A 23,795-nucleotide genomic window follows, 5' to 3' on the forward strand; every position below is an offset into this window, starting at 1 on the left:
CCTAAAAGAATATTATAAACTCTAATATTTCTATTTGCATATAAACTAATAGACATTTTAGTTACAGACACATATGGAAGGAATAGAATAGATGTAAAAAACTAAAAAGTTTATAGCCGTTATGTTATCTAAAGGGTTTACAACAAATACTGCAAAAGAAGATTCAACACATTGAGCTGATTTTGCAGTATTTGTTTTTTCGACAAAGGCTATGCTTAATGTTATTTTCCAAATAGGCTCACACTACGACAAAATGTTTGGTTAATGCTTGCTCGTTATCATAGGAACTGGGTTAAAAATCTCAAAGAAGCACGTCAGTTTATAATAAGAAGAGGTATTTCTAACAGAAGCCGTGGAAACATAGGGATTACTCATTATGAAATGATAGGTATGCTTTATTCAGTACATTATCAAAAACCTTTTTGGAATGCTAAAGGTGGATTCAGTAACGCAATTACATGGGGAGAACATGCTGGTATTTTTACTGATACTCGTGGGAATGAAGTAGCAACAAGAGGTGAAATTTTCGTTATGCTGCACAATTGTGCTAAGAAATTTACTCAGGATAAACTTTAACCTTATTACATAACTAAGTCATTACACAAAGAGATATAGATAAAAAAGAATATTGTGTTTAAATCTGATGAATTGGTCAATATAAATTAACAAAAAGGCCGCCCGACAGACGGATTTTTTGTTAATCAAACTATTCTTTTATTAAAAATTATTGAACAAAGGAAAAGCAAACTCATACGAGCTTGCTTTTCACATTAATTAACTTTAATATATTCGTACCACCATTTTCCACCTGGTCGAGTATCCATCCACCAAGTAATCTTGTCTAATTCTGGATTAGGTAAAACATCGGTTTGGATATAAGCTAAACCTGTTAATGGATTAATAACAACTTTTCCCTTTGTTCCTCGTTCAGCCATAGCTTGAATCACTTCATTTAGATAATTTATACCGAATTCACCGGACTTAACATATTGATATCCACCATTAGAACCGCTGTTTCCTCCACCATCACCAACAGTTTGCCCAGTTAAAGCGTAAACAATTGAGTTAGCGATTTTATCAACATTCCATTTGGCCATATCAGATTCGTTATCAATGAATCCTAATTCAATAAGAATAGCTGGTGCTTTTGTCCCATTCAATACCGCTAAATCTGTACGTTGCTTTGCGCCACGATCACGCCACCCAATATCTTTTGCCAATTGAGCCGAAATTTTAGCCGCTAGATCTTTCTGATCATAATACAGAACTTCCACTCCCTGTCCATTTCCGTCACTTGCATTAAGATGAAAAGAAATAATTAAATCCACAACATGAGAATTACTGTTACGAATAATATTATTTAAATTTTGCGCTTGAGTGCCTCCTACTTCGTCTGTATCATCATAGACTGTGTGTCCTAAAGCTCTTAACTTAGCTGCCACTGCATCTTTTACTTGACGATCCATAATATGCTCTTTTCGATTTCCTGAATTAGCTCCTTGTACAATACTGTTGTGTCCTCCATGTAAACTATAACGAGTCATCATTCAACATCTCCTTTTTTATTATCATATTCAGAACTTGTCTTATTGCTCTTGCCACCTAAAATTTCAACTGCATTCGTTAATGCTGAAGGTAAAGGTATTCCCATACGCCCTGCATTTTCTAAAAGTGAAAGTAACTCATTGCCCATGAAGAAGAAAATAGTCGCTTCACGAATCGCGCTGTTACTTCCAAGTGCTGAATCTAGTTGTGCGGCCGCTCCGACCAAAAGAAAAAGCACCACCTTTTTGGCGATGCCTTTGAAACCAACTTTACTTTTTAATTCTCCGTTATACCCTGCTGCAATCATGCCAGTTAAATAATCAATAACTGCCATCGTCACTAAGATTTTCAATGTTGCATTCCATCCTCCCAAGAAATACCCACAGAAGCCACCGAAAGTGGCGATAAAGGTTTTTAATAATAAATCAATACGATCCATCTTTTCCTCTCCTTTTTTAAGTAATAAAAAAAGACCAGCTTATTGCTGCTCTGTCTTCGTTGTGTTTTCACTTGTTGGTTTTTCTAAACTTTGAGGATATACCCCTGTTAACTTATAGTAATCCTCTGCGCAAATCTTTCTATTAACCGGACCCATATTTAATTCATATAACCTTGAACCTCGTCCGCATAACTCACATAATGTCGCAATACGAATCGCAATTGTTCCGTCCATATGACCGATTACTTCTACTTCATCACTATTAAATATCCCTGAACGATCCAATGTTTCTTTTGGAATCGGAATAAATAGACCTTCTTCATTCCGGTTCACTTTCATAATTCTTCCTAAAAATGGTCTTACGTCCATATCCATTATTGTCACTCCTTATATTAGATACTAGCTACTCTCCAGCCGCCTTCATTTATATACCAATTAATCCCTTGAAACCCTTCGCCATAATACATCGAACCCGGACCATGAAATGCACCACCTCCCATATTGATTCCAGGTGTTTCAATATATTTATCAAAAGACACGTTGTTCCTTGTACTCACTCGAAAACGATTGTCATTTGGAGAACCATGACCAATATATCCGAATCGACCATTTTGATCTGTAAAAGACATAAAGCTATGTGATACCCCTTTTACTTCTAACGCGTGACCATCTCCTGCAGCTGTTATAAAAGGTATTTTATTCCGGTTATTCTCAAACAGAAATGCATTATCTACAGTACCTAAAGTAAAGCCGCTAAAAGGTGTTTCCCCACCGATTGCTTGTGCATAGGATAAATCCCAATTGTATATACAAGGTAACTCTCCTTCTACTAATTGGACACCTGAAACCATGCAAGATTGTCCATATGCAACTTGTCCATAACCAAAAATATCAAAGAAAATATACCCGTTATTCATGCTGTAATCCGATGGGACCGTGAAGGAAACAGTGTATCTAACAATCTTTCCATCTGCTATTTTTGGGGCTGAGAATTTTTTCTCAAATATTTGTTTGTCCACTGGCTTGTCGCCTTGCCATGTGCCAAATTTCACACGTATTGTTGGTTCAGCTGTTACTCTCTTTCCAGATAACATAGCCGCTCTGAAATGTGCGGAAATCGTATACTTTTTACCAGGTTGTACATCACGAAAATGCTTATAACGAATCCAATCTTCACCATTGATTCGCATTGCATTAATCATACCTTCCATACCTGTTTCTACGATGGAATTTTCTACAGCTGGCGAACCATGGATCTCCCAGAATGGACTGTACTGAATGTTAAAGAATTGTGCGTTTTGATATCCTTTTGTGATATGTGCGAAACAATGATCCACAATTAAATTCTTTCTCGGAATAACTGAGAACTTCTGCCCATTGTCATCTTCATACAAGAAATCAGCCATTTTAGCAGTAATACCATTTTTATCAATCGTCACTTTATTTCCACTGATTTTAATGACATCTGCGTTTATTCCTTTTGCAGTAAGCCATTTCACAACAGTATCTGCGTTTATAGCAAGTTTTGAAACATCTATGGTGATTTGTTCGGCTGACATATTAAGCGCTGCAATGATATCACCTTTTTTAACTTGTGCTAGAATTCCTTCATCTAAAACCTTAAGTTTAGAACCTGTTTCTTTGACGTAAGCGTCAAAAGTCTCACCCACAAAAGTCTCGTGCTTTTTCGAGACAATTGAAACACCGTCTTGGTTTGCGGTAATACCTCTCTCTAACTCAGTGATTTTTTGATTGTATTTTTCAGTTGCTATCTTATCAGCCAACTCTTCCATGATTTTATCTTTATCTACAATATCAACAGGATTCTCCTGAAATGAAGAAGGTTTATCACCAATTTGAAGCATGGGTTGTGCCATCCATAGGCGACCATTTTTACGAACCCAAAATAGCACTTTAACTTTTTTTGTGCCTTCTACTAATAGCCCTGCCACATGTGTACGAATCCATGTGCCTTGTGAAATAGTTATTTCTTGTAAGTAACTTTTAATCATTTTATTGTTTACATCGTAACATTGAAGCTCGATAGCAGCTCCGGCATCTATACTAGCTTTGTTGTCTGTATAAAAGTAAGCAGAGAAAACGTAATTCCATCCAGTCCCAGCGTTTATATAATCGTGCGATGCTCCTTGATACAAATTGCTCGCATTGCCTGTAGTAATAACACTAAGTGAATTGCACCCCTTATAAGTGACTTGTGTATTTCTTGCTGCGTTTGAAGTTAATTGCCAATATTTCGTGTCGTTCTTCCACAAGGCATTGCGTAAAACCGTTTGGTTGCCAATTCCACCAACGTAATCTTCAACATCTTTCATTTTTACAGCTAAATTTAGCGCATCAGAATGTTGTTTGATTGTAGATTGTGCTTCAGAAATCTGTTTACCTTGTGTCGTTTGTGTTTCTTGTAACTTGCTAACGTTTTGAGAAATACCTTCAGCATTTTTCTCTACTGCTGTTACACGCTTATCAAATCCCCCCTGATTATTTTCTACTTTTATTACTGTTTCTTTGATTCCATCCACACTTTGCCCTAGCTCATATGTTGACTTACTGAAGTCTGTTGGAACAGAACCCTTTTCTAGTTTAGCTTTCTTAAAACGAAATCTCTTACCCTTTGAATTTTCATCTCTTTCAAATCTTAATCGCAATCCCCATCCAGTTGCTCGCGCATCAATCTTAAATAAAAATGATCTTCTGGACCAATCAGCAACAGGGAATCTATTGTATAAGTTTTCTGTCCACACTCCATTAATAAATTGGAATACAATTAGATCAATTGGAACGTCGTTTTGCATATCGATACTGAATGTCATATCTTTCGCTTTTTCATAGTCGCCCATCTTAGTATTATCTAGATGGAATTGATAGAAAGAGTCAGTATGATCCGTACATTCAATGACACAGTATTCCCCAGGCTGTACGATGAAATTAGCTTTGTTAACTTGACCACCATTAAGCATGCCAATTGTTTTTGCTTTCTCGTTGTTACCTGTATTAATCAGCCAGTTTTCAACACCTACAGTACGCGCCTCAACCTCTTCTAACTTTGTTGAGATTTTCCCAGCTTCTTCTTTAATATCAGTTGTTGTTTTCTTTAAATCATTAGTCGTTTGCTGAACATCAGAAATAGTTTTCTTTGTGCCTTCCACAGTGGATTCAACCGTATTTAATTTATTACTGATTTCAGTATCTTTTTTTGTTAACGATTCAATAGAAGTTTTAAATCCATCTGAAGTTTGTTCTATTTGAGTTACTTTTTTATTAATATTACCTTGTTCGTTTTGTACATCAGAAATTGTACGACTAACACTTTGTAAGGTTTCCTTCACTTGATTAAATTGTCCTGCCGCTTGTTCTTGTGCTTCTTGAACCTTTTGATTTAATTCACTTTTGGTGGTTTCAATATCTTTGGTGACTTTCTCTAAGGTTTCTTTCTTTACTTTGTCCACATCAGGAACAACCGACTCCCAATTGCCATTCTTCCATAATTTGAGGATTCCAGGCTTGCCGTTTGAAATATCTAACCATAAGGTTTTTCCATCTTCTAATCCAGTTGTAGGTTGTTTTGCACTTTCAATGATTGTTGTTTGATAGTTTTTAAGGTTTGCTTGTACTTTTTCTGCTAACTTTTTTGCTGCTTCTGATTCCTTTTTTACAACATCAACTTGTTCATTTGTCTCTTTCACAAGTTCTTCTAACTTATCTAGCAAGCCTTTATTTGCTTTTCCAGCTAAACTGCCCATAACTTGGGCGTACATCCGATCCAACAGACTTCTCGTATCTTCTACTTCTTTAAAGTCACCAAAATAATATTTATCATTGGCTGCATTTGTATCACCTTCATCCGCTGCAATAAGACGTGCTTCTAAAAATAAAGGCGGTGTAAATTTTGTATCTTTGATATGGACAATATCGCCCTTATTTACTTTTTCATGAGATAAACCAAATATCTTTTCTAATGCAATTGGAGTTACTTCATACTGTACAGTGCTATTAATACGTTTCTTTAGTTCCGCTTCCGTTAGTTGTTTTAATCTTTCGGCTGACATATTTTGATCTTCTGTTTGCGGGCTATAGATGTCATATTTGTGTGAACCATCTTCTGTCCAACGTTGTAAGGCATCTGCATCAGCGACGTATAACTTCCCGCCATTTATCTTTTCAAAAGTTAGATACTCACCTGTCTCTTCGTTAAAAGGTCCAACCCCAACTAATGCAGAAATCGTATCTTGTGAATTTTCAATACGGCGTATACCTTGTAAATCCTTTCCTAAGACAATTTCTTTTCCATTGGCCCTGCCTACTTTACGTACCATATCTACGTATCTACCAACGATAAACGAACCTTGTACTTCTGTACGGAATCGGATTTCTAACTCGAAGGTACTTACTATTGTTTTAAGTAAGTCTAATGGGTTTGTAAATTCTTTGATATTTATCGTGCGGAAGCTTGTATATTCCGTTACACCACGTTGCCACTTCGTTCCTTCTAAAGCGAAATCCAGCCATTGATTAACTGTGTATCCTTCTAAGGTTTGTGGTTTAATTACTTTTGCTTTCTTTAATTTCGTATGTTCACTTAGTGCATATATTTTTTTAGAACGATCTACAGAATCCTGCTCGCTTTCGTTTATCACATATGAAACAAACGATCCATCACGAACACGCTTTAAGACTATGTTTTGTTGCATTAACTTTGCTGCTTTATGTGTACCATCTGAAACCGTAAATTCGAATCGATCTACATTGTTTTTTAGTTCCCATTTACGAAGATCATCCCAATAATCTTGTTCTTTAATTACTGCAATAATTTGTTCTGTTTTAAAATCAAAAATGTGTAAATCATTATTACTCATAGATATCTCTCCCTGTATGTCACTTCCACTTGTCCGATATCAGAAGGGAAAATTTCGATTTGATTCGTTCCTTTTTCTATATTTATAAAGTCACCAAATAAATCTTTCGTATAGATTGCATCCTTGCCATTAATCTTGATGCTTGCATCTGCCGTGTCGATTTCCACTACATCACCTTTTCGTACGATATAAGGCGCTTCGAGAGTGGTTGTTTTATTGTATTTCCAAACTTTCAAATCGTTTATTGAAGCATTTAAATTGGGTGCTTCTTTCCATCCTCCAATATGCACCATAATTTGTGCTAGTTGATTTTTAGAATATCTTTCATCCACATCAAAATACTCACGGTATGATTCTGAATCGTATCCACCCTTTTCTAAAATACGAGCAATATCAGCCACCCAAAAGTTTCCGACACGAGTAATTCGTAAACGACCCGTGAAGTCATTCCAAGTCCAAGGAGAATCACCCGTAGTTGAGATAATGTGATGTCCTTCGTTAATCTTTCCGGCGCGTATCTCTCCATAATTAGAAGCTACGTTTACATGTACTTCGGCCATTGTCATTTTCCCTATGACATCAGAATTCACATCCAGAAGATATATTTCTACTCGTCCCATAGATTTAGCACTATTTTGATTCCAACATTCTACAATCGCTTCAATAGTAAAATCCTGTAGCGGTTCTTTTAAACTTTTCCTAGCCACTCCACCATGCCATTTACTACCTGCACCAAAGTTATCTATAACAAAGCGCTCACTATCTGACTTTAGAGTTCCTGTGTTTTCACCTTCGTCAGTGTTTGGACCATTTTGAGTCCAACCAACCATTGTTTTCATTTCATCGTGCATAACAAGCTGTTCTTTCTCGACTGTTCGTTCTTCCACAGAAACAGGGTATCCCATACGGAAATGTTGAATTTCTTCTTCCTTTTTTCGTGAAATATCAATAAAAGTGGATGGATTTTCTACATGAATTGTGAACTTAGGATCAGAATATTTACTCCCATTATTCGATATATTTGTAATTAATCTGCTTCCCTGTAATTTGAAATCTATTTTTCTCCTTGGACCTAGTTTATAAGGCATTGAACAAATGAATTTTAAGGTGCCTTTTCCTAGACTCACAAAATCATCAACATTAAAATCTTCATCAATAACAGCTATATATGTTCTATCTAGTTTTGTATCAAAAGTTAGCTCGGCTGCTTGTTCAGTAATTAACCATGACGCTATTTCTTCTTTTAACGTTTCTAAATCTGTTCCATCTGGAACGATAATTCCTACAGGGACAGGGAGTGGACGAGGGTCCGTTTCTGTTCCTAATAATCTTGCACCAGGATATCCAGGTGTTTTAAAAAAATTCCGTTTTAGAGGTGCCCATGTTGGCGGGCTCCATCCTTTTTCTATTTGGATATATTCTTTTCGTTGATTGTCGAATGTAAAAGAGCTCATTTTGACACCCCGTTTCTTTATAAAATAAAAGAAACCCAAACCTAAAAGGCTGAGTTTCTCTTTTCTTCTCTTTCTTGATACTCGGTTGTATAGCGATAAGTACCGCGTGCCACGTCTCTTCCTTCTAAATTTACAGGTACTTCAATAACTAAATCTCCACCAAGCATTGGAATGACTCCACCGCCAGATGATCCGAAAGAATTATTAATGAATTGATTTGATACACTATTTGTCATGGCTTGTCTACTGTTTGACATACTTCCATACACACCACTCATGACGGTCTTTAATTCTGCTAATTGGCTTGCGGAACCAGCCATCATACGGCTCATATCGTCCATTAATTGATTTATTTCTCCTGATATAGCAAATTGTTGTCGCGGCATTGCCGCTACTATTCCTGCGCCAATATCTCCAAGTGTCTTTTTATTCAATGGTAAAACCGCTTCTTTTCCAGCTTCTCCTGCACCTTGCAAGTTTCCGCCATTCATTCCAAAGATAGTCGGTTTAGTGAAGATACCACCTTTTGCACGCCAATCTATATTAAGTCCAGAAGGGAACGTAATATCCTTGCCTAAAATATTTTTCGTACTAGTTTGCAAGCTAAAGTGTGGAAGTGGCGGCATTTCAGGTTTAGGAATTTTTAACTTCAAATCACTAAAGAAGCTTTTGATCTTCCCAATAAATTTTTCTACACTGTCAACTGCATCTTTAATTGGATTAATAATAAAACGTTTAGCTGCTTCAAATTTTTCTTGAGCTGCATTCTTTACAGAATCAAATTTTTCCCGTGCTGTGTTGTACATATCATTGAATTTCTCTTTTACAGAATTGTAAGCTGAAATAATTGGTTCAACAATGTATGTGTAAACCATCTTCCAAGCTTCAAGTGTATACCCTTTTATTTTCGCCCAATTTCCTAATATCCAATTGGATAAATCATTTAACTTTTCTTTTGTTGCATTCCATAATTCCTCAACAGGTTGAATGACATATTGCTTTACTAGGTTCCATGCTACGGAAGTATATGATTTAACTGTTTCCCATTGTGATTTTAGCCAAGAAACTAAATCGCCAAACTTTTCTTTTACTAAGTACCAAGTATCTAAGACAGGTTGAATGATGTATTGTTTAAATAATCCCCACGCAACTTGCGCCACCGCTTTTGCAATTTCCCATTGTGTACCAAGCCAAGTGACCATTTCACCGATTTGTGTACTTACCCAGTCGTAAGCTTCCTGGATTGGTTGAATAATATATTGACAGATTGCTGCCCATGCAATTTGTGCACCGGCCTGTATTAAAAACCAACCTGCTTCTAAAACGGTAGAAACTGCCGAAATAATTGGATCTAACACAGTAAGAATCGTATCCCAGGTTTCTTGCCATGCTTGCGTTAATAATCCCCACAATTCAGACGCTGTTTCAGTTAAAGAAGTCCACCAAGAAGACGCCGTTTCCACAATACCTGACCACAAACTACTAAAGAATTCACCTATCGGATCAAAGAAACTATGCATCATTTCAGTGAATGAAGCCCAAGCTCCAGAAAAGAATTCAACAATAGAATTCCAGGTAGTACTACATATCTCCCCTATACTTGTCCATAAATCGCTGAAAAATTGACCTATCGGATCAAAAAAGGTATGCATTGTTTCTAAAAATGAATTCCATGCTTCACTAGAGGATTGAACGATGCCATCCCAAAGTTCTATTAAATATTCTTTAATAGAATTCCACATATATATAGTCCATTGTTTTATAGAATCCCAATTTTGATAGATGGCAATTCCTAAAGCGACTATAGCCGCAATAATAATCGGAACAATAGCAACTATTCCTAATGCCGCTGCTGCTCCGATTTCAAATACACTCATGACCGCCATAACTATAGGAGCAAGCGCCATAACTGCACCTGAAATTACGCCAATAGCTATTGCAACAGCTGTTAATGTGGCTGCTAATTCTGGGTTATTAGAAATCCATTCAGCCACTTTTGAAATGACATCTGCTATAACACTAAGAACCGGCTGAAGTGCAACTTGTAAATCTTGCATCGCCTTTTGAAATTTAACTGCTGGGTTTGAATCCATTTTTTTAATAGAGTCATTCAATTTGTCCTGTTGCTTCCCAAAATCAACTGTTTTCTCTTTCGCACCTAGCAAAGTATTAATGATGTTTTGTCCTTGATCTTCGTACATTGTACCGAAAAACTTAACACCCAATTCGTTACGCTTTGTTTCGTCTTCAACTTGTGATAGAGCTTGTGCAATCTCAGTCATAGCTGCTGAGCCTTCTTTACCACCATTAGCTACAGCTTTACCCCATTTTTCAACCTGTTCTGCTGAAATTTGTGTACCTTTAAGAGCTTCTTTCATAGCCTTATCGACACCTTGACCGAATTCAGCCGCTTTTACACGACCTTCTTTCAGTCCATCTAGCAAATTATCGATATTCCAGGTTCCTGTTTCAACCCCAGCTGCCATAATGGCTTGTACTTCTTCAGCGTTGTATCCTGCTCGCGTTAACTGACCACCATATTCGGCGATAATATCTAATTGTTCCGGTGGAAAACCCATTTTTAATAAGGCATCAGCCATACCAAGAGCGCCTTCTTGTGAAATGCCTAATTCATTACCGATTTCATTCGTTTCTTGAATTAATTCAGTAAAATCAATGCCAGCATAAGCATTAGAAATAACAGCTGCACTCTGTACGAAAGAAGCATTTGCTTCATCACTAACATTTTTATTCAAAGCCCATTGTCTTCTTACACCCTCAAGTGCTTCTTCTGCATCTAATCCATAGGCTGAAATTCCTCTCACAGCATCCTCAACTGATTTTTTTGAAGACTCAGGAACATCAAATCCTATTTCAATTTTTGTTTTTAACTTTGACATATCAAGCGCTTTTTCAACAGCTGCTGCCATTCCGCCACCAGCTGCCATTCCACCGATAACATTTTCTAATCCAACTTTTAGACCTTCAAACTTTTTCTCAGTTCTTCCGGCTTCTTGTTGTAAATCTCTCAGTTCATTTCGTACTTGCTGAATTGAGTTTCCAGCATCCACAGATCGAAGTGCTCTTTGTAATTTTTCAATATCAGCTTCTGTACCTAATGCCTCACGACCAATAATTCCAATCGCCTGTTCTAACTGTCGACTTGTAGCTGTTCCATTCCGAATTGCATTCACAAGACGATTCCCTAATGCTCCTGCAAAATCATCAACGCTTTTTCCTGTAGCTCTAAACAATGTTTCTAATTGCCTTGTGGAACTCGCTACATTCTCTTGCTCAGCTTTCATGTTTCCAAGTTTATTTTTCAGACCATTAAGCGATCCTTCTGTAAATTCAATTTCACGCCTGAATGCACGATATTGTTCTTCAGAAATTTTACCGTTTTGAAATTGAGCTTGTACTTGTTGTTCCGCTGCTTTCAACTTATCTAGTTTTTGCGTTGTATTTTCAATCTGTTGTGTAAGTAACTGTTGTTTTTGCGCTAATGCTTCCACATTACCAGGATCGAACTTTAACAAACGCTCGACATCTTTTAGTTCTTTAGCTAAAGAATCGCTTTGTTTATTAACATCTTTTAGAGCGTTTTGTAACGGTTGAGTGTTACCATTAATTTCAATCGTAATCCCTTTAATTCTTCCTGCCATTTTCTCACCCCTTTCTTAGAATGAATCGAAGTCTTTTTGATTTGCCTTTCTAACTTTTTCTTTATCTGGATTCTCTAGCTCAGCAAATTCAGCAATGTAATCAAAACAATCACCAATTGTCATATCTTCTAAATCCCAGCTTGTTAATTTCGCTTTATAACAAAGAGCAAGAAACAGTTCAGTAGTAAATTCCTCATCACTGAATGTCCCTTGCTCTCCATTATTTTTCTTTATTTTTTTTTTGCTCCCATAGTAACCTGAACTAATTCCATGACCGCAGGCATAATTTCTTCAATTGGGAATTCTTCAAATTCATCTAGCCACGTCATAGGATCAGGAATATTAGGATCAGCCGTTTTAGCGTATAACCACGTTAAGTCATAAATAAGTTCAAAATCTACTTTACTCATATCGACATTAGACATATCAATAGGTTGTTCTGCCCCATTTGATGAAGCTAAAGCATTAATTGCCCCTAACCCCATCAAATCTGCAAATAAATTACGTCTGAATTGCGCTTTATACCGCTTAACCGTAGCTGCTGTAGCTTTTAATTTGACTTGTTTTCCATCGATTGTAATTGTCTTTTCCATTTACTTACGCTCCCTTTGGTGCTGCTGGTTTTTTAACGTACACTTCTTTGTACCAGTTATCGTAAATTGCTTGAGTCGTTTTAGAAGTTGTTTTTGTTTTAACCATTGGTCTTCCGCCAGGCACTAAAACAATTGGACTAGAAACAAACTTTAATTCATTTGTATTTGGTTCGGCTGAATTTGTTTTTGTTTTAGAAGCGATTGTCGGACGACTCGCTGCACAGTTATACATAACGTGGCGAGTTGCGTTCACATCGCCATCGAATTCAAAGAGTAATGCAAATGATTTTCCTTTGGCATCAGCTAACTCATTTAATACACCGTCTGTTTCATCTAATTGCTCACCTAATGCATCGATAGCAAATTGTTCCGGAATAGTTGCAATAGATAGCGTTCCATCATAACCTTGGTTATTACTTGCTGCGTAATAAAGCATGTCATCAGCATAAAATTCAATTAAATCACCGCGTGGTTCAAAAGTTAATTCAACTCCACCGGGTAGTGGAATTGGTGTACCAAATTTCACTAAAAAGTCTTGAACATCATATGGAACATAATGTACATTCTTCAGACCAAACGTAACTTTATTTTCTTTATTCACTTACATCAACCTCGTTTCATAAATTTTTTGATACATTTTTTCAGATTCAATAAAAGTCTCATATGAGTCATAAGGAATTTCATGATCGTCTAGGACTTTTTCAAGTTTTTCTTCTGCAACTAAATCTTTTTTAGTTGTGCAAAGTTCAATATTTGCATCGTCTATCTTGTGATACACCTTGTTATCAGCCATTAAATTTGCTGATCCATCCACAAGGAAACATATATAAGGTGGCGCTGGAACTGGCTTGGTCGGCGTTGCTGTGAAATGCGAATAAGCCACAGGATAACCTGTAGCTTCAAGAATTTTCGTTAATTCACCTAATGTCATTGCTGAACCGCCCTTTCGATACGTCTTGGCAATTCATCAATTACATACTCTTCAACTGGACGGATATGCACCTTTGTCGGAACACGCCCCCCGCCAGCTTTCGCATGTCCTTTTTCTAAAAGATGTGTTAATTGTCCTTGAGTATTATGGATAACAACACCATTACCTTCTTTTTTCTTACGCCAACCTTTACGATATGCACCTGTTTTTTTAGGACTTTTCTGCTTTAATTTTTCCACAGCAACATCAGAAACTTCTTCTTGCGCTTTCAGTAATTCTTCTTCTACAACATTTGCATATCTTTGTAATTCTCTAGCAAGTTCGCTCGCAAAATCGTTCATATTAAACATGCTCCTTTGCGATAATAGTCAATGTTTGATACATTTCATCATCATTCATTGGCGGTTCGATAATGTCAAAGATACGACTTTTCATATTGATTCGCATTAATTCTGTAATACCTGTTGTATAAGGCATCACAAACCGATAAATTCGTGTAGATTGTGATGCTGAAGCTTCAATGTACTCAGAACCTTTTACTGTTTTTATCATTGCCCATGCTTTTTTTACTTCTTGCCAATTACCTGTTTCAACTTCTTGATTCAAATCATCTTTTATTACTTCAGGTTGCTCAATGATAATTCGATTTCTACAATCGCCTGTATTCAGTGGTTTCTTGTACTGAAAAAGACGCATATTAATCACCGTCCAATTTAATTTCTTCTAATGCTTTATCGATACCTAAACTATTAATCTGACTTAAAAAATTCTTGTCAAAATACTCTAATGCATCGTTATAGACATAACGAGAACGTTCAAAGACTAATTCTTTGAACTCCTCGTCTTTATTTAAATCATAATTCCCACAGACCCTAAGTAATGTCTTGTTAGACGTAGAAAGGATGCGCTTTAGGTTATCATCTTCCTCATCTCCTAAGTGCATCCTATCCTTAAATTGCTGTAATATTTCATTTGAAATTACCTTATCCATTCACATCATTCCTTATTTAGTTGCTGGTGGAGTTGGTGGTGTAAAAGAAATTTTCAAATCATAAACAAGAGCTGCTTTATTATCTTTTGGTTTACCATTAGCAAACTGTTTAATTGTATAAAGCATAGCATCTTCAATTGCTAATGTTTGGTCAAACTTTTTAAGTTTGTATCCACCTGCAATCGCTGCAAGATATTGACCTTTTACAAAGAATAACGCTTTACCAACTGGCACTTCTTCAGATTCTACAGTTTGAATGTTATAAGGTAATGCCATTACCCATTGACCTGTTGAGGTTTGAATTGTATTGCGAGCTTGTACACCAATTGAATCTACAGGATTTACAACCATTACGATGTTATTTAGGACTTTTCGTGATTTTCCTTTCGCATCAGTTGATAAAGCTTTTACTACTTCATATAATTCTCCAGCAACAACTTCACCAAATTGAGAAGGAGCAAATGTTAATGTACCGGATGATTTCTTATCAGTAACCGCGCCTGTAGTTGCATTTACATCTTTCATTAAACCTACAGGTTGATGCGCTACTGATCCGCCACCATTTACAAAGCCAAACTCTAAACCTACTGAATAAGATTCTACTAATAGAGTTCGAACATAACGTTCAACCCATTCAGGGCCAAGATCTAACATATCATTTGGAATAGCTGCGAATGCAGTTAATTTAAGTTGACCAATTTTTTCTTCTCGGAACGCTGCATTTACTTGTCCTCGAATTTCCCCAAATAATTCGCCCCATGCATATGCTTTTGTTGCATCAGAATAAATGAACTTTGTAACTGCTCCTAGATCTTGTAACCCTAAAGCATCAAGTAATGGATGCTCTTTAACTAAATCCTCAAATACACGTTCTTGTGTAGTTACTGGCAAAATTGAGCCATCCTTAAAACCACCATCTTGTACAACAGCATTGAAGAATTTTGTTTCTGATGCAGTTAATACATTTTGACCGCGTTGTTGAAGAATAGAACGATCTAACATTTCATCATTTACTTGATTACGGACTGTATTAATTACATCCGTTTGCATTGCATCAAAGAAACCTTCAAATGCTGCCGTTTGTTCTTGTTCTGTACTTTCTGCATTAGTTAAGGCATCCGTTAATTTAGCTTTCGCTTTATTAAATGCTTCAGATTTATTAAATTTAATTACCATTGTGTGTTTCCTCCGTTTTTTTATAATTTTAAAAGGAGCCCTTTAATCCCACTGTTTTTTACAGCTTTAGGATTTGGCTCCTTTGGTTGTTCTTCTATATTGTTTTGTAAATCATTCAGGATTTCATTTTTTAATCCTGATAATGCTGCATTTAAATCTTCTTTTGTGATTCCTTGGCCTTTGTTCATGGTTCCATTTCTAAAGCCATCGATTACTTTCTGCGGAAGCATGGCAGCAGTAGCTGTTGAAGCTGTCGTTTTAACTGGATTTTCCATAAACATGATTTCATCCGCAAAGTTGTTTTCTAACGCTTGCTGCGGACCCATCCAAGTTTCTTCAGCCATCATGTTAAGTAGTTCTTCCTCAGATTTACCACTTTTAATGACATAGGCATTTACAATTGCACGATCTGTTATTTTTAACATCTCGGCTGCCTTTTCCATGTCACGATGATCTCCACCATGCCATTTAGCAGCGTTGTGAATCATGATTTTTGCTGTTGGAGAAATGCGAACTTTATCACCTGCCATCGCAATTACAGAAGCTGCACTTGCTGCTAAACCAACAATTTGAACTTCTACATGACCAGAATAATTTTTTAAAGCTGTGTAAATTTCCGAACCCTCATCTACATAACCACCAGGACTATTGATTGACACAATTAAATCCTCACTATTTGCATTATCAAGTTGTTTTGTAATCTTACCTGGGCTTGTCGCATCCATTTCAAACCAATCATAAATCCAAGCTTCATCATTTGAAATAATTGGCCCTTTAACGTCAATTTTCACCGTCATTTGTATTCTCACCTCCTTCAGATTCAGTTAATTTCGTATAGTTTTTCGTAATATGATGTGTATTTAAGTTAGGATCATCAGAAACTTCATATCCTACTTCTAATCGAATCTCATTCCCTGTAAATGCACTTGAAGAAATGAGCTTATCAATGCTTGTCGCAAGATCAAATATACTTTGATAAGAAACAGCTTTAATTTCAATTTTTTGACCTGAAAGATACTCTTCTTCTTCAAAAAATTTAACGTTTGCTTCATCACACATCTTTTTTAATAAAGGTTTCACTGTAAAAAGCATATAATTTTTCGTTTGCTTCTCAACATCAGCAATTTCGCCATATATCAAAGCAGTTGGAATACCAAAAGCCATTGCTACTTGATTTAAGAAGCCATTTGTTACTTTATTAATTTCCTCCACACTCTGCCCAGAATTTGCTCCACCTGACGTTTCAGCATATTTAAAACCTGGTTGTTGCGGAATGATAGCAACGTCTTTTTCTCCAATTGCTTTATACATGTTATCAATGAATTCTTGAAGTTTGGCTTGATGTTTTTCACTCTTTGCAGCGAGCATGTCCATATCAACTGTTCCGCGAATTTGATTCTTACGTTTTTGAGAACTTAATATTCTACCGAATAAATCACCATAATCAGCAAACAAACCATCGATAAGAGGTGATAACTTATCATTCCTGTATCTTAAATGAATGACTTCACTTTGTTTAAAACTTCTCTTAAACTGATAATCTTTTACAGTGACATTTGTAAAAGTATCTTCAAATACAGCATATTCGTTATGTTCAAAGTCATCAGCAATAAGTAGATCACCATCATCCGCTTGAATAATCAAAGCTTCATTATCATAAATAAGTTTGTAAATGAAACTCTCCCAAAAGGTACTTGCTGTCATATTCTTATTAGGCCTAACATTTAATCGGTAGTAGAGCTCATCCTTTTCAAATTCTTCACCGTTTTTCACTCTAAATTCTGACTGACTAATCGTTCTACCTAAAAAGGATATACAGGTATCAATTGCTAATCTTTTCATGTGAACCCTGTTTGCTTTTTCAATAAACATTTCCACATCAAACATAAACCCTACTTCACTATTTCTTTTGAATACTGCTCCTAACCAACCAATGGTTATCACCCCCTTTTATTAGAATTTAATACCATCTAGCATAAAGTCGAATTCATCCACAAGAATGTTATCTGCTTGCCATAATGCATGAATAAAAGCTTGGAATCCATCCGTTTTGCGCTTAAATTCATCTTTTTTCAAATATTCTTTGTTGCCGTCTTTTTTTATGTGGACGTAGACGTTGTTGGTGTACCAACGCATTAATGGATTATCTCCAAAAATGATACGGTTGTTTGCAAATAACGTTTCAACTCTTGGAGCTAAAAGAGAATGTATCGCTTTTGGGTTACGAATATACAACAATATAAATCCTTCAGCTTCAAGTGCCGTTTTAACAAGATCAAGACGGAATGTATCGGCCACAATCGTATTAACACCGTATATCTCACGCATTTTCACAAACCAATCTACAATGTGAGAGATATTAATTACAGGTTCATCCACAATAGTTAACAAACCCTTTTCAGCCCATTCATAAATAGGCGCTTTCAGTTTCACCTTATCCAAGAATCCTTTACGTACAAAAGAATGACCTTTCCATATATAATCTTCACCATGTTTAAATAGCAAGCCAACTGCCGCGAAGTCTTTGATGCTAGCAAAATCGAGACCGCCTACAGCTACTTTATGTTTTAAATCTGGAACTTCTCTGAGCGTTTCTCCATCTTCTTCAAAACCAGTACGCATGATTTCTTCCCATGAAGCTACAGACTTTGTTAAATCTGTTTCAGGGTAATTCATACGTTTTGTTATGAATTCTTCACGGTTTGAAGGATTATTTTCTAATTGTTTATATTGAGTTAATACTTTTTTAAATAATTGTTTAGCATAAGAACTTCTCGGCTCACTAAACATTGGATTCGCTTTCTCCCATACATCGGGATTATCAATTTCTTCTGGATTATCTATCTTGCAAATGAAAGGAAATAATGGATCTTCTAAATCTTTTCCCTTTAGAATGTTCATCGCTCGCTCTTTTGTTTTGTCCAGGAATCCGTCGCGAACAAAGCCATCTGTACCAATAAAAAATTCTCTAGCATTTGGTACTTTTCCAAGTCCACTAGAGAATACATTTACTACATCAAAGTTTTCATATCGATGTATTTCATCATAAATAACACAACCGTCACGAAGTCCATCCTTAGAACCAGCATTAGATGTATGATATTGCATAATGCTTTGCGTATCGTTACTCAGTATCTCTACCTTAGTTCGATAAAACATATCCTCTAGTATTTCTTTTCCTTTAATAGCATCATAGACTTCACGAAAAGAAACTTTAGCTTGTTTCTCGTTGTTCGCCACAATTGAAACATTGTATCGATCTATTCCGTGTAGCGGACTAATAAAGAAATGGCATAACGATGAAATTAAACCATTTTTCCCACCACCACGAGCCATCATAATTAAAAATTGCTCGTAAAAAACAGAATCATCTTCTTTATAGAAAAGAAAAACAAATGCTGTTAGGAACTTTTGAAATGCTTGCAATTCAAAGTACCATTTCTCAGTGAATTTTATATAGTCCTCATGCATTTCATTATCGAAATACAAATCATCACGTATTAAAATGTATTTCTCCAGGTACTCAATTAGCATTATGCGCTCTTTATTCAGCTTAATTTTCCCTGCGCGATACATCTCAATATATTCAGTGACATATTTATTTTGAATCATGTTAAATCTTTAACTGAGCGCACAGGTTTTGAAGGAACTTTCTTTTCTTCTGCCGATGCTTCTAATCCAAGTGCATCTAAAATCTTTATCATTCGATCATTTGTTTTATGTAAATCATTAATAGAAGGATTGGATTTCGGACCATGCATGCCAGATACTTTTATTCCTGTTTCTTCAATATCATCAACAAGAATACACTTTAAATCCCACAACGATAAATAGTCTTGAATTAAGTCAGTATAATGATTACCTATAATCTTTTTTTCTTTTAATTGATTTGTTAGATCCTTTTCAATCCTTTTTCTCATTGTTTCACGCTTCACTCTAGCCACAATATCCCTCCCTTCTGATTTACATCGTTTTCCAATTTGATATAACGCGCGAATTTGGTTATAAATTTGAAAAATCGACCCCCTCCTCCGGTGCCCCTTAGAGCAATTTTTGATGAATTTTTTAAGGGGGGGGTATTATTTTTGATTCCTTTTTACCACTTTTCATCGTTTTCCCATTTATTCGGTTTCTTTTCAAAGAATCTACCATGTTCTTTATTATGGCAATCCACACAGACTGTTTCTAGATTTTCCATTTCTAATGCAAGTTCCGGATGATGTTCTAGTTCTTTTTTATGATGGACAACGAGTTGAATCTTCTTGCGCTTTGCACTCTCACTGTATTCATTTGTGTCCACACGAACACTACCATTACGTTTACACTCCTGGCATTCATAGTTGTCTCGCTTCTTTACTTGCTCGCGTATACTCTTCCACTCACCACTGTCATAGAACTTACGCTTCTGTTGTTTGGTTTTATATTCTTTCATTGTTACTTCCTAAATTAATTGTTGTTTCTTTATATTTAAAATCAAGACACTTCTCACAATAGAAAGTAGTTGATACTTTCCGAACGCATTGTTTATCATCCGAATAAAAAGAAGTAGTCTCACTATCTAACACTTGATACTTATGCTCACACATCTATCTTCACTCCTCTTCCACAATAGGATTATTATGTTGAATGATTTCAGTATTACAACGCTTATTATCAAATGGTACATGTTCAATATGAATGTATGTGCGATTAATCTTATCAATCGATTGTGACTCCCAATCAAATGCAACTCGTAACTTTCTATCAATCTGTTTACCTTTGTAATGAACTATTGGTTTAGCATCTATATCTGTTAATGTAATTACTAATAACGGTTGTTTCTCATCCACCTATCCTCACCCCATTTGAAAGAATATTCCAATTATACTTTTACAAATAAATACAAATTGATATAATGAAATTAACATTGCCGTCAGTGTGGTATAAAGAAAAAGCACTCCATAAGGAATGCTTCCAATTAATATACTACTTTTTATGATATTGGTAACACTTTCTGTTCTTCAACACTTAGAATATAAACCCCTTCGAAACTCCTTAAATAACTTCTAACCCGCGCCAAGTCACGATTACTGCGTGTAGTGATTACATTTACAAACCCCACATCACTACCATCAAATTCAAAATTCACTTGACATGAATCTTCAGTCCCTGCATATGTTCCCGGAAACTCATTAATTATATTTGCAAACTTGTCCATATCCATTTTTCTTTCATCAATTTTAATTGGAATTTGATGACTTCTCGCTTTCTTCCTAATTTGTACATTACCTATATTACTGTAGGATTTGTTAATACTTAGAGTACCGATAAGATCTGATAAGTTTTTCTCTAATGAATCTATACGATTCAACATATATCTTGATGGATCAGTTTCATCAACATTTTTCATTATTGAATTACTTTCAACCACTCTATAAATAGGATTATCCGGTTCTTCATCACAGATAGCTTCCACTACCATATCTTTAAAATTATTATTTAATTCTATTACACCAGCCATATCATTAGTATAGAAGATAGTACGTTCTTCCGTGATATCAAATGGTAGTCTTGTGCCCTTTTGACAAATTTGAATTACTGGTTTTCTAGCAGCATGTCTAATGGCAAGTTCATACATTACATTTGGATTTAAATTTGTAAGATTTGCTACAGCCAAATCACATTCTAAAACACTTGAAATGACTTGTTTATTTATTGAACCAGGACTTGGCATCCTATGAGCTACTTTAATATTTTCTTCATCAAATCCCATCTCACATAATGCCGGGACAATTACAGCATCTATTACCCCATCGGCCGCTCTTCTTGTATCAGATTGATCATCACCTATTGGTGTAATAATAAAACAGGTTTTATCTTTATTTGGATTATCCATCATTTATCCTCCATATTGTTTTAATACAATTTTATCATCTACTTCCAAATTAAAACAATACAAAACATTAATAATCATACAAAAGAGCAACCATGCATCAGTTGCCCTTTCGTCAATTTCTTATATTATTAATCAAAATTCGGTACATGAAGTTTTACTAGTTAAAATTAAAGACGTTACCGAAGCGGATAACACCTTTGCAAAATAAGCGAATCATGTTGTGTATTTCATATTTACTTTAGTTTGGTTTAGAGGTTTTATTCTTCTCTCAGCTAACAACCGCGACTGACACTATCGGCAAACTTATCAGGTTCCCCTCATTCCATCTACCTAGGATGTTGTTAGCTCACAGAAGAGCAAAAGCTCTCCTCATTTACGGTATCATCTAATCAGTTCCATCTGCTGGTTTCGGATTTTATGTGCCGTCATTATGAACCGTTTAGAAATTTAGAAACAACATAGTGAGTTATGTTTTCCGCCACTTCTCACAATACAAATATATCACGTTGATTCCAAAACAACCGGCACATTTACTGCCAAAAAACGGTCACGACTCTGCCACTTTTTTTAATATAAAACAGGATGTAAAGTCACAATTCCACCAATATTTTTTAAAATATCTTCTGGAGTTTTATTTACAAATTCATCATACGAACTTTGTTTTGTTAGAAGAATTGTAGCTTTTTTTAAATCGAATTCAAAATCACCTTTTACTCTCCATTCTCTTTCGTGAGTCCAATCAATAATATTGTCATCGTCCTCCAAATTAAAATTGACTATTCGCCACCACTCTTCTGGAGGCAACATCCCCCTAGCAACATCTTTCTTTTCATATATTACTGGTCTACCACCTTTTTTATACACATACTGCTTTGGAAAAGCTATGCCTATAGGTGAATATCTTTTATGCGCCTCATCTCTATTACGTAATTGTTCAAATAGAACGTTCTGACACACACCACTTAATGGCATATCTTGAAAACATACTGCTGTATTTGCACCATTAATAAATCCTTTAGAACCACTCCCTTTTAACACTTGTGATTCTAGAATCTCCATCAAAACACTATAACCGCTTTTAATTGCATTCCCATTTTCATCAAATTTCATCTTGGTTAAATGAACTAGATAGCTGCTCAGATCGGTTCTATGACGATACCGATTTTCCCATTCCTTTATTGTATATCCCAATCTCCACACCTCTTTATATATTAGTTTATTACTAATTTAATATACCACACTAGTTACCCATATCTTATATTGTGTGTAACTGCCCCCTTCTCTGAATCGTTTGGTATCATTGATTTCGTTTCACTTTCTCTTTTGAGTTACACAGTACGAAAATTATGAGTAACTGTATAGGGATACCACCAGCATTTTGCAAAACAACCTACGCTATGCGGAAAAATAAAATAAGCTGTCCATCTGGACAGCTTATTTAAATAATTATCGTTATTGGAAGTCGTTTTAAAATTCTACATGTTTACTTTTTTCTTATTCTTACGAATAAACCACAACACCACAGTTAAAAATAATAAAAAAATCAGTAAAAAGAGCGGTATTTTTTGAATAAAGAAAAATCCTTTCCAAAAATCTAACCTAGTACTATCAGGAGAATCTGTTGCCATCACACCTATAAAAAAAGACAACGGACTAGTAATTATATTTATCCCTAAACCGAGCATTACGAATGATAGATTTTTACTCCAGATTTTTGGTAATGCAGCCATAATAAATAAAACTAATGCGGTACCAATTATAAGAAACAGTGATCCAAAATAAAACCCAAAATAAAATACAATATCCACAATAAATTCCATAATACCCCTCCAAGACTTTAATTATACCATCAATAAGGGGAACTTTGGTTGAATATGATATTCATAGAAAGTTAACATAACGCAATATTATCGGTATCACTGAAAAGAGAAAACCGTACGCTCACCAAGGAACCTTCTTTTTTAGTTCTATGGATCAATGCATTTTATATATGCTGCAATAACTCTAGATTTAAAAAGAAATAAGCAGTGATTAGATTTTAAACCTAGTCATTGCTTTATCCATTGCATCTTGGTTAACACCTATATAACGTAACCTTCTCTGACGAGTGATTGAATATCTCCATAAGTAATGCTATATTTTTTGTTTGCATGTACATGTGATACCCGTACGTTTTTCTCAACGTATGTGTTCCTATTTCATCTAATCCAAACTCCGCCGCTGCTCCGCTTAATATCTTATATGCCATACTACGA

The 23,795-nt window shown here is 35.6% G+C and carries 23 protein-coding genes and 2 pseudogenes; 1 reads left to right on the plus strand and 24 read right to left on the minus strand.

Annotated features, from left to right (window positions below):
• Positions 1-264: 264 nt before the first annotated feature.
• Entirely contained in the window at positions 265-576 is a 312-nt protein-coding gene (locus tag ACTFP3_RS21355) for a hypothetical protein (RefSeq protein ID WP_440011165.1), read from the plus strand.
• Between the two features lie 194 nt (positions 577-770).
• On the opposite strand, the gene ACTFP3_RS21360 is transcribed toward ACTFP3_RS21355, so the two are convergent.
• The 24 genes and pseudogenes from ACTFP3_RS21360 to ACTFP3_RS21475 form a co-directional block, all read right to left on the minus strand.
• Positions 771-1,544, minus strand: a complete 774-nt coding sequence (locus ACTFP3_RS21360; RefSeq protein ID WP_242259093.1) for an N-acetylmuramoyl-L-alanine amidase — start codon at positions 1,542-1,544, stop codon at positions 771-773.
• Positions 1,544-1,984, minus strand: coding sequence for a phage holin family protein (locus ACTFP3_RS21365; protein ID WP_242259092.1), 441 nt, complete (start codon positions 1,982-1,984; stop codon positions 1,544-1,546). Before ACTFP3_RS21365 ends, ACTFP3_RS21360 begins: the two co-directional genes overlap by 1 nt.
• Positions 1,985-2,023: 39 nt before the next feature.
• Positions 2,024-2,359: a hypothetical protein gene (locus ACTFP3_RS21370; RefSeq protein WP_242259091.1), complete on the minus strand. Its 336-nt coding sequence runs from the start codon at positions 2,357-2,359 to the stop codon at positions 2,024-2,026.
• Positions 2,360-2,376: 17 nt separating this feature from the next.
• Positions 2,377-6,858, minus strand: coding sequence for a phage tail spike protein (locus tag ACTFP3_RS21375; RefSeq protein WP_440011168.1), 4,482 nt, complete (start codon positions 6,856-6,858; stop codon positions 2,377-2,379).
• Positions 6,855-8,312 (minus strand): distal tail protein Dit, encoded by a 1,458-nt coding sequence (locus tag ACTFP3_RS21380; RefSeq protein WP_440011170.1) that lies wholly within the window; start codon positions 8,310-8,312, stop codon positions 6,855-6,857. Before ACTFP3_RS21380 ends, ACTFP3_RS21375 begins: the two co-directional genes overlap by 4 nt.
• 41 nt (positions 8,313-8,353) lie before the next feature.
• Positions 8,354-11,974: a DUF2207 domain-containing protein gene (locus ACTFP3_RS21385; RefSeq protein ID WP_440011172.1), complete on the minus strand. Its 3,621-nt coding sequence runs from the start codon at positions 11,972-11,974 to the stop codon at positions 8,354-8,356.
• A gap of 230 nt (positions 11,975-12,204) precedes the next feature.
• Positions 12,205-12,567, minus strand: a complete 363-nt coding sequence (locus ACTFP3_RS21390) for a hypothetical protein (protein ID WP_098279945.1) — start codon at positions 12,565-12,567, stop codon at positions 12,205-12,207.
• A gap of 4 nt (positions 12,568-12,571) precedes the next feature.
• Complete coding sequence (locus ACTFP3_RS21395; RefSeq protein WP_001031291.1) at positions 12,572-13,168, minus strand: major tail protein; 597 nt, start codon at positions 13,166-13,168, stop codon at positions 12,572-12,574.
• Positions 13,169-13,498, minus strand: coding sequence for a hypothetical protein (locus ACTFP3_RS21400; protein WP_440011174.1), 330 nt, complete (start codon positions 13,496-13,498; stop codon positions 13,169-13,171).
• Complete coding sequence (locus ACTFP3_RS21405) at positions 13,495-13,839, minus strand: HK97 gp10 family phage protein (protein WP_440011175.1); 345 nt, start codon at positions 13,837-13,839, stop codon at positions 13,495-13,497. Before ACTFP3_RS21405 ends, ACTFP3_RS21400 begins: the two co-directional genes overlap by 4 nt.
• A 1-nt stretch (position 13,840) precedes the next feature.
• Positions 13,841-14,194: a phage head closure protein gene (locus ACTFP3_RS21410; RefSeq protein WP_440011188.1), complete on the minus strand. Its 354-nt coding sequence runs from the start codon at positions 14,192-14,194 to the stop codon at positions 13,841-13,843.
• A 1-nt stretch (position 14,195) separates the two neighbouring features.
• Positions 14,196-14,489 carry a hypothetical protein gene (locus ACTFP3_RS21415; protein WP_440011177.1) on the minus strand — a complete coding sequence of 98 codons (294 nt, stop codon included), beginning with the start codon at positions 14,487-14,489 and terminating at the stop codon, positions 14,196-14,198.
• Between the two features lie 12 nt (positions 14,490-14,501).
• A complete protein-coding gene (locus tag ACTFP3_RS21420; protein WP_050822072.1) occupies positions 14,502-15,665 on the minus strand; it encodes a phage major capsid protein in 1,164 nt (387 codons plus the stop codon).
• Between the two features lie 20 nt (positions 15,666-15,685).
• Entirely contained in the window at positions 15,686-16,462 is a 777-nt protein-coding gene (locus ACTFP3_RS21425) for a head maturation protease, ClpP-related (RefSeq protein WP_098279943.1), read from the minus strand.
• Entirely contained in the window at positions 16,446-17,609 is a 1,164-nt protein-coding gene (locus tag ACTFP3_RS21430) for a phage portal protein (RefSeq protein ID WP_440011179.1), read from the minus strand. The genes ACTFP3_RS21425 and ACTFP3_RS21430 overlap by 17 nt, the downstream gene beginning before the upstream one ends.
• 9 nt (positions 17,610-17,618) lie before the next feature.
• Positions 17,619-19,277: a terminase TerL endonuclease subunit gene (locus ACTFP3_RS21435; RefSeq protein ID WP_050822074.1), complete on the minus strand. Its 1,659-nt coding sequence runs from the start codon at positions 19,275-19,277 to the stop codon at positions 17,619-17,621.
• Positions 19,274-19,609 carry a P27 family phage terminase small subunit gene (locus ACTFP3_RS21440; RefSeq protein WP_098867210.1) on the minus strand — a complete coding sequence of 112 codons (336 nt, stop codon included), beginning with the start codon at positions 19,607-19,609 and terminating at the stop codon, positions 19,274-19,276. Before ACTFP3_RS21440 ends, ACTFP3_RS21435 begins: the two co-directional genes overlap by 4 nt.
• A gap of 152 nt (positions 19,610-19,761) precedes the next feature.
• Positions 19,762-20,097, minus strand: coding sequence for an HNH endonuclease (locus tag ACTFP3_RS21445; RefSeq protein ID WP_097981907.1), 336 nt, complete (start codon positions 20,095-20,097; stop codon positions 19,762-19,764).
• Positions 20,084-20,251 carry a hypothetical protein gene (locus ACTFP3_RS21450; protein WP_176520367.1) on the minus strand — a complete coding sequence of 56 codons (168 nt, stop codon included), beginning with the start codon at positions 20,249-20,251 and terminating at the stop codon, positions 20,084-20,086. The genes ACTFP3_RS21445 and ACTFP3_RS21450 overlap by 14 nt, the downstream gene beginning before the upstream one ends.
• A gap of 6 nt (positions 20,252-20,257) precedes the next feature.
• Positions 20,258-20,482 (minus strand): annotated as a pseudogene (locus tag ACTFP3_RS21455) (hypothetical protein); the annotation flags it as partial.
• A gap of 155 nt (positions 20,483-20,637) precedes the next feature.
• Positions 20,638-21,540: a hypothetical protein gene (locus ACTFP3_RS21460; protein WP_255260096.1), complete on the minus strand. Its 903-nt coding sequence runs from the start codon at positions 21,538-21,540 to the stop codon at positions 20,638-20,640.
• Between the two features lie 567 nt (positions 21,541-22,107).
• Complete coding sequence (locus ACTFP3_RS21465) at positions 22,108-22,731, minus strand: DUF2971 domain-containing protein (protein ID WP_097981910.1); 624 nt, start codon at positions 22,729-22,731, stop codon at positions 22,108-22,110.
• Between the two features lie 284 nt (positions 22,732-23,015).
• The gene (locus tag ACTFP3_RS21470; RefSeq protein ID WP_440011183.1) at positions 23,016-23,360 is read right to left on the minus strand and encodes a hypothetical protein; all 345 of its coding nucleotides are present in this window, start codon (positions 23,358-23,360) and stop codon (positions 23,016-23,018) included.
• 211 nt (positions 23,361-23,571) lie between these two features.
• Positions 23,572-23,795, minus strand: a pseudogene (locus ACTFP3_RS21475) (site-specific integrase); the annotation flags it as partial.

This window comes from Bacillus cereus group sp. MYBK5-2 (assembly GCF_051915685.1).
Lineage (GTDB): Bacteria > Bacillota > Bacilli > Bacillales > Bacillaceae_G > Bacillus_A > Bacillus_A cereus.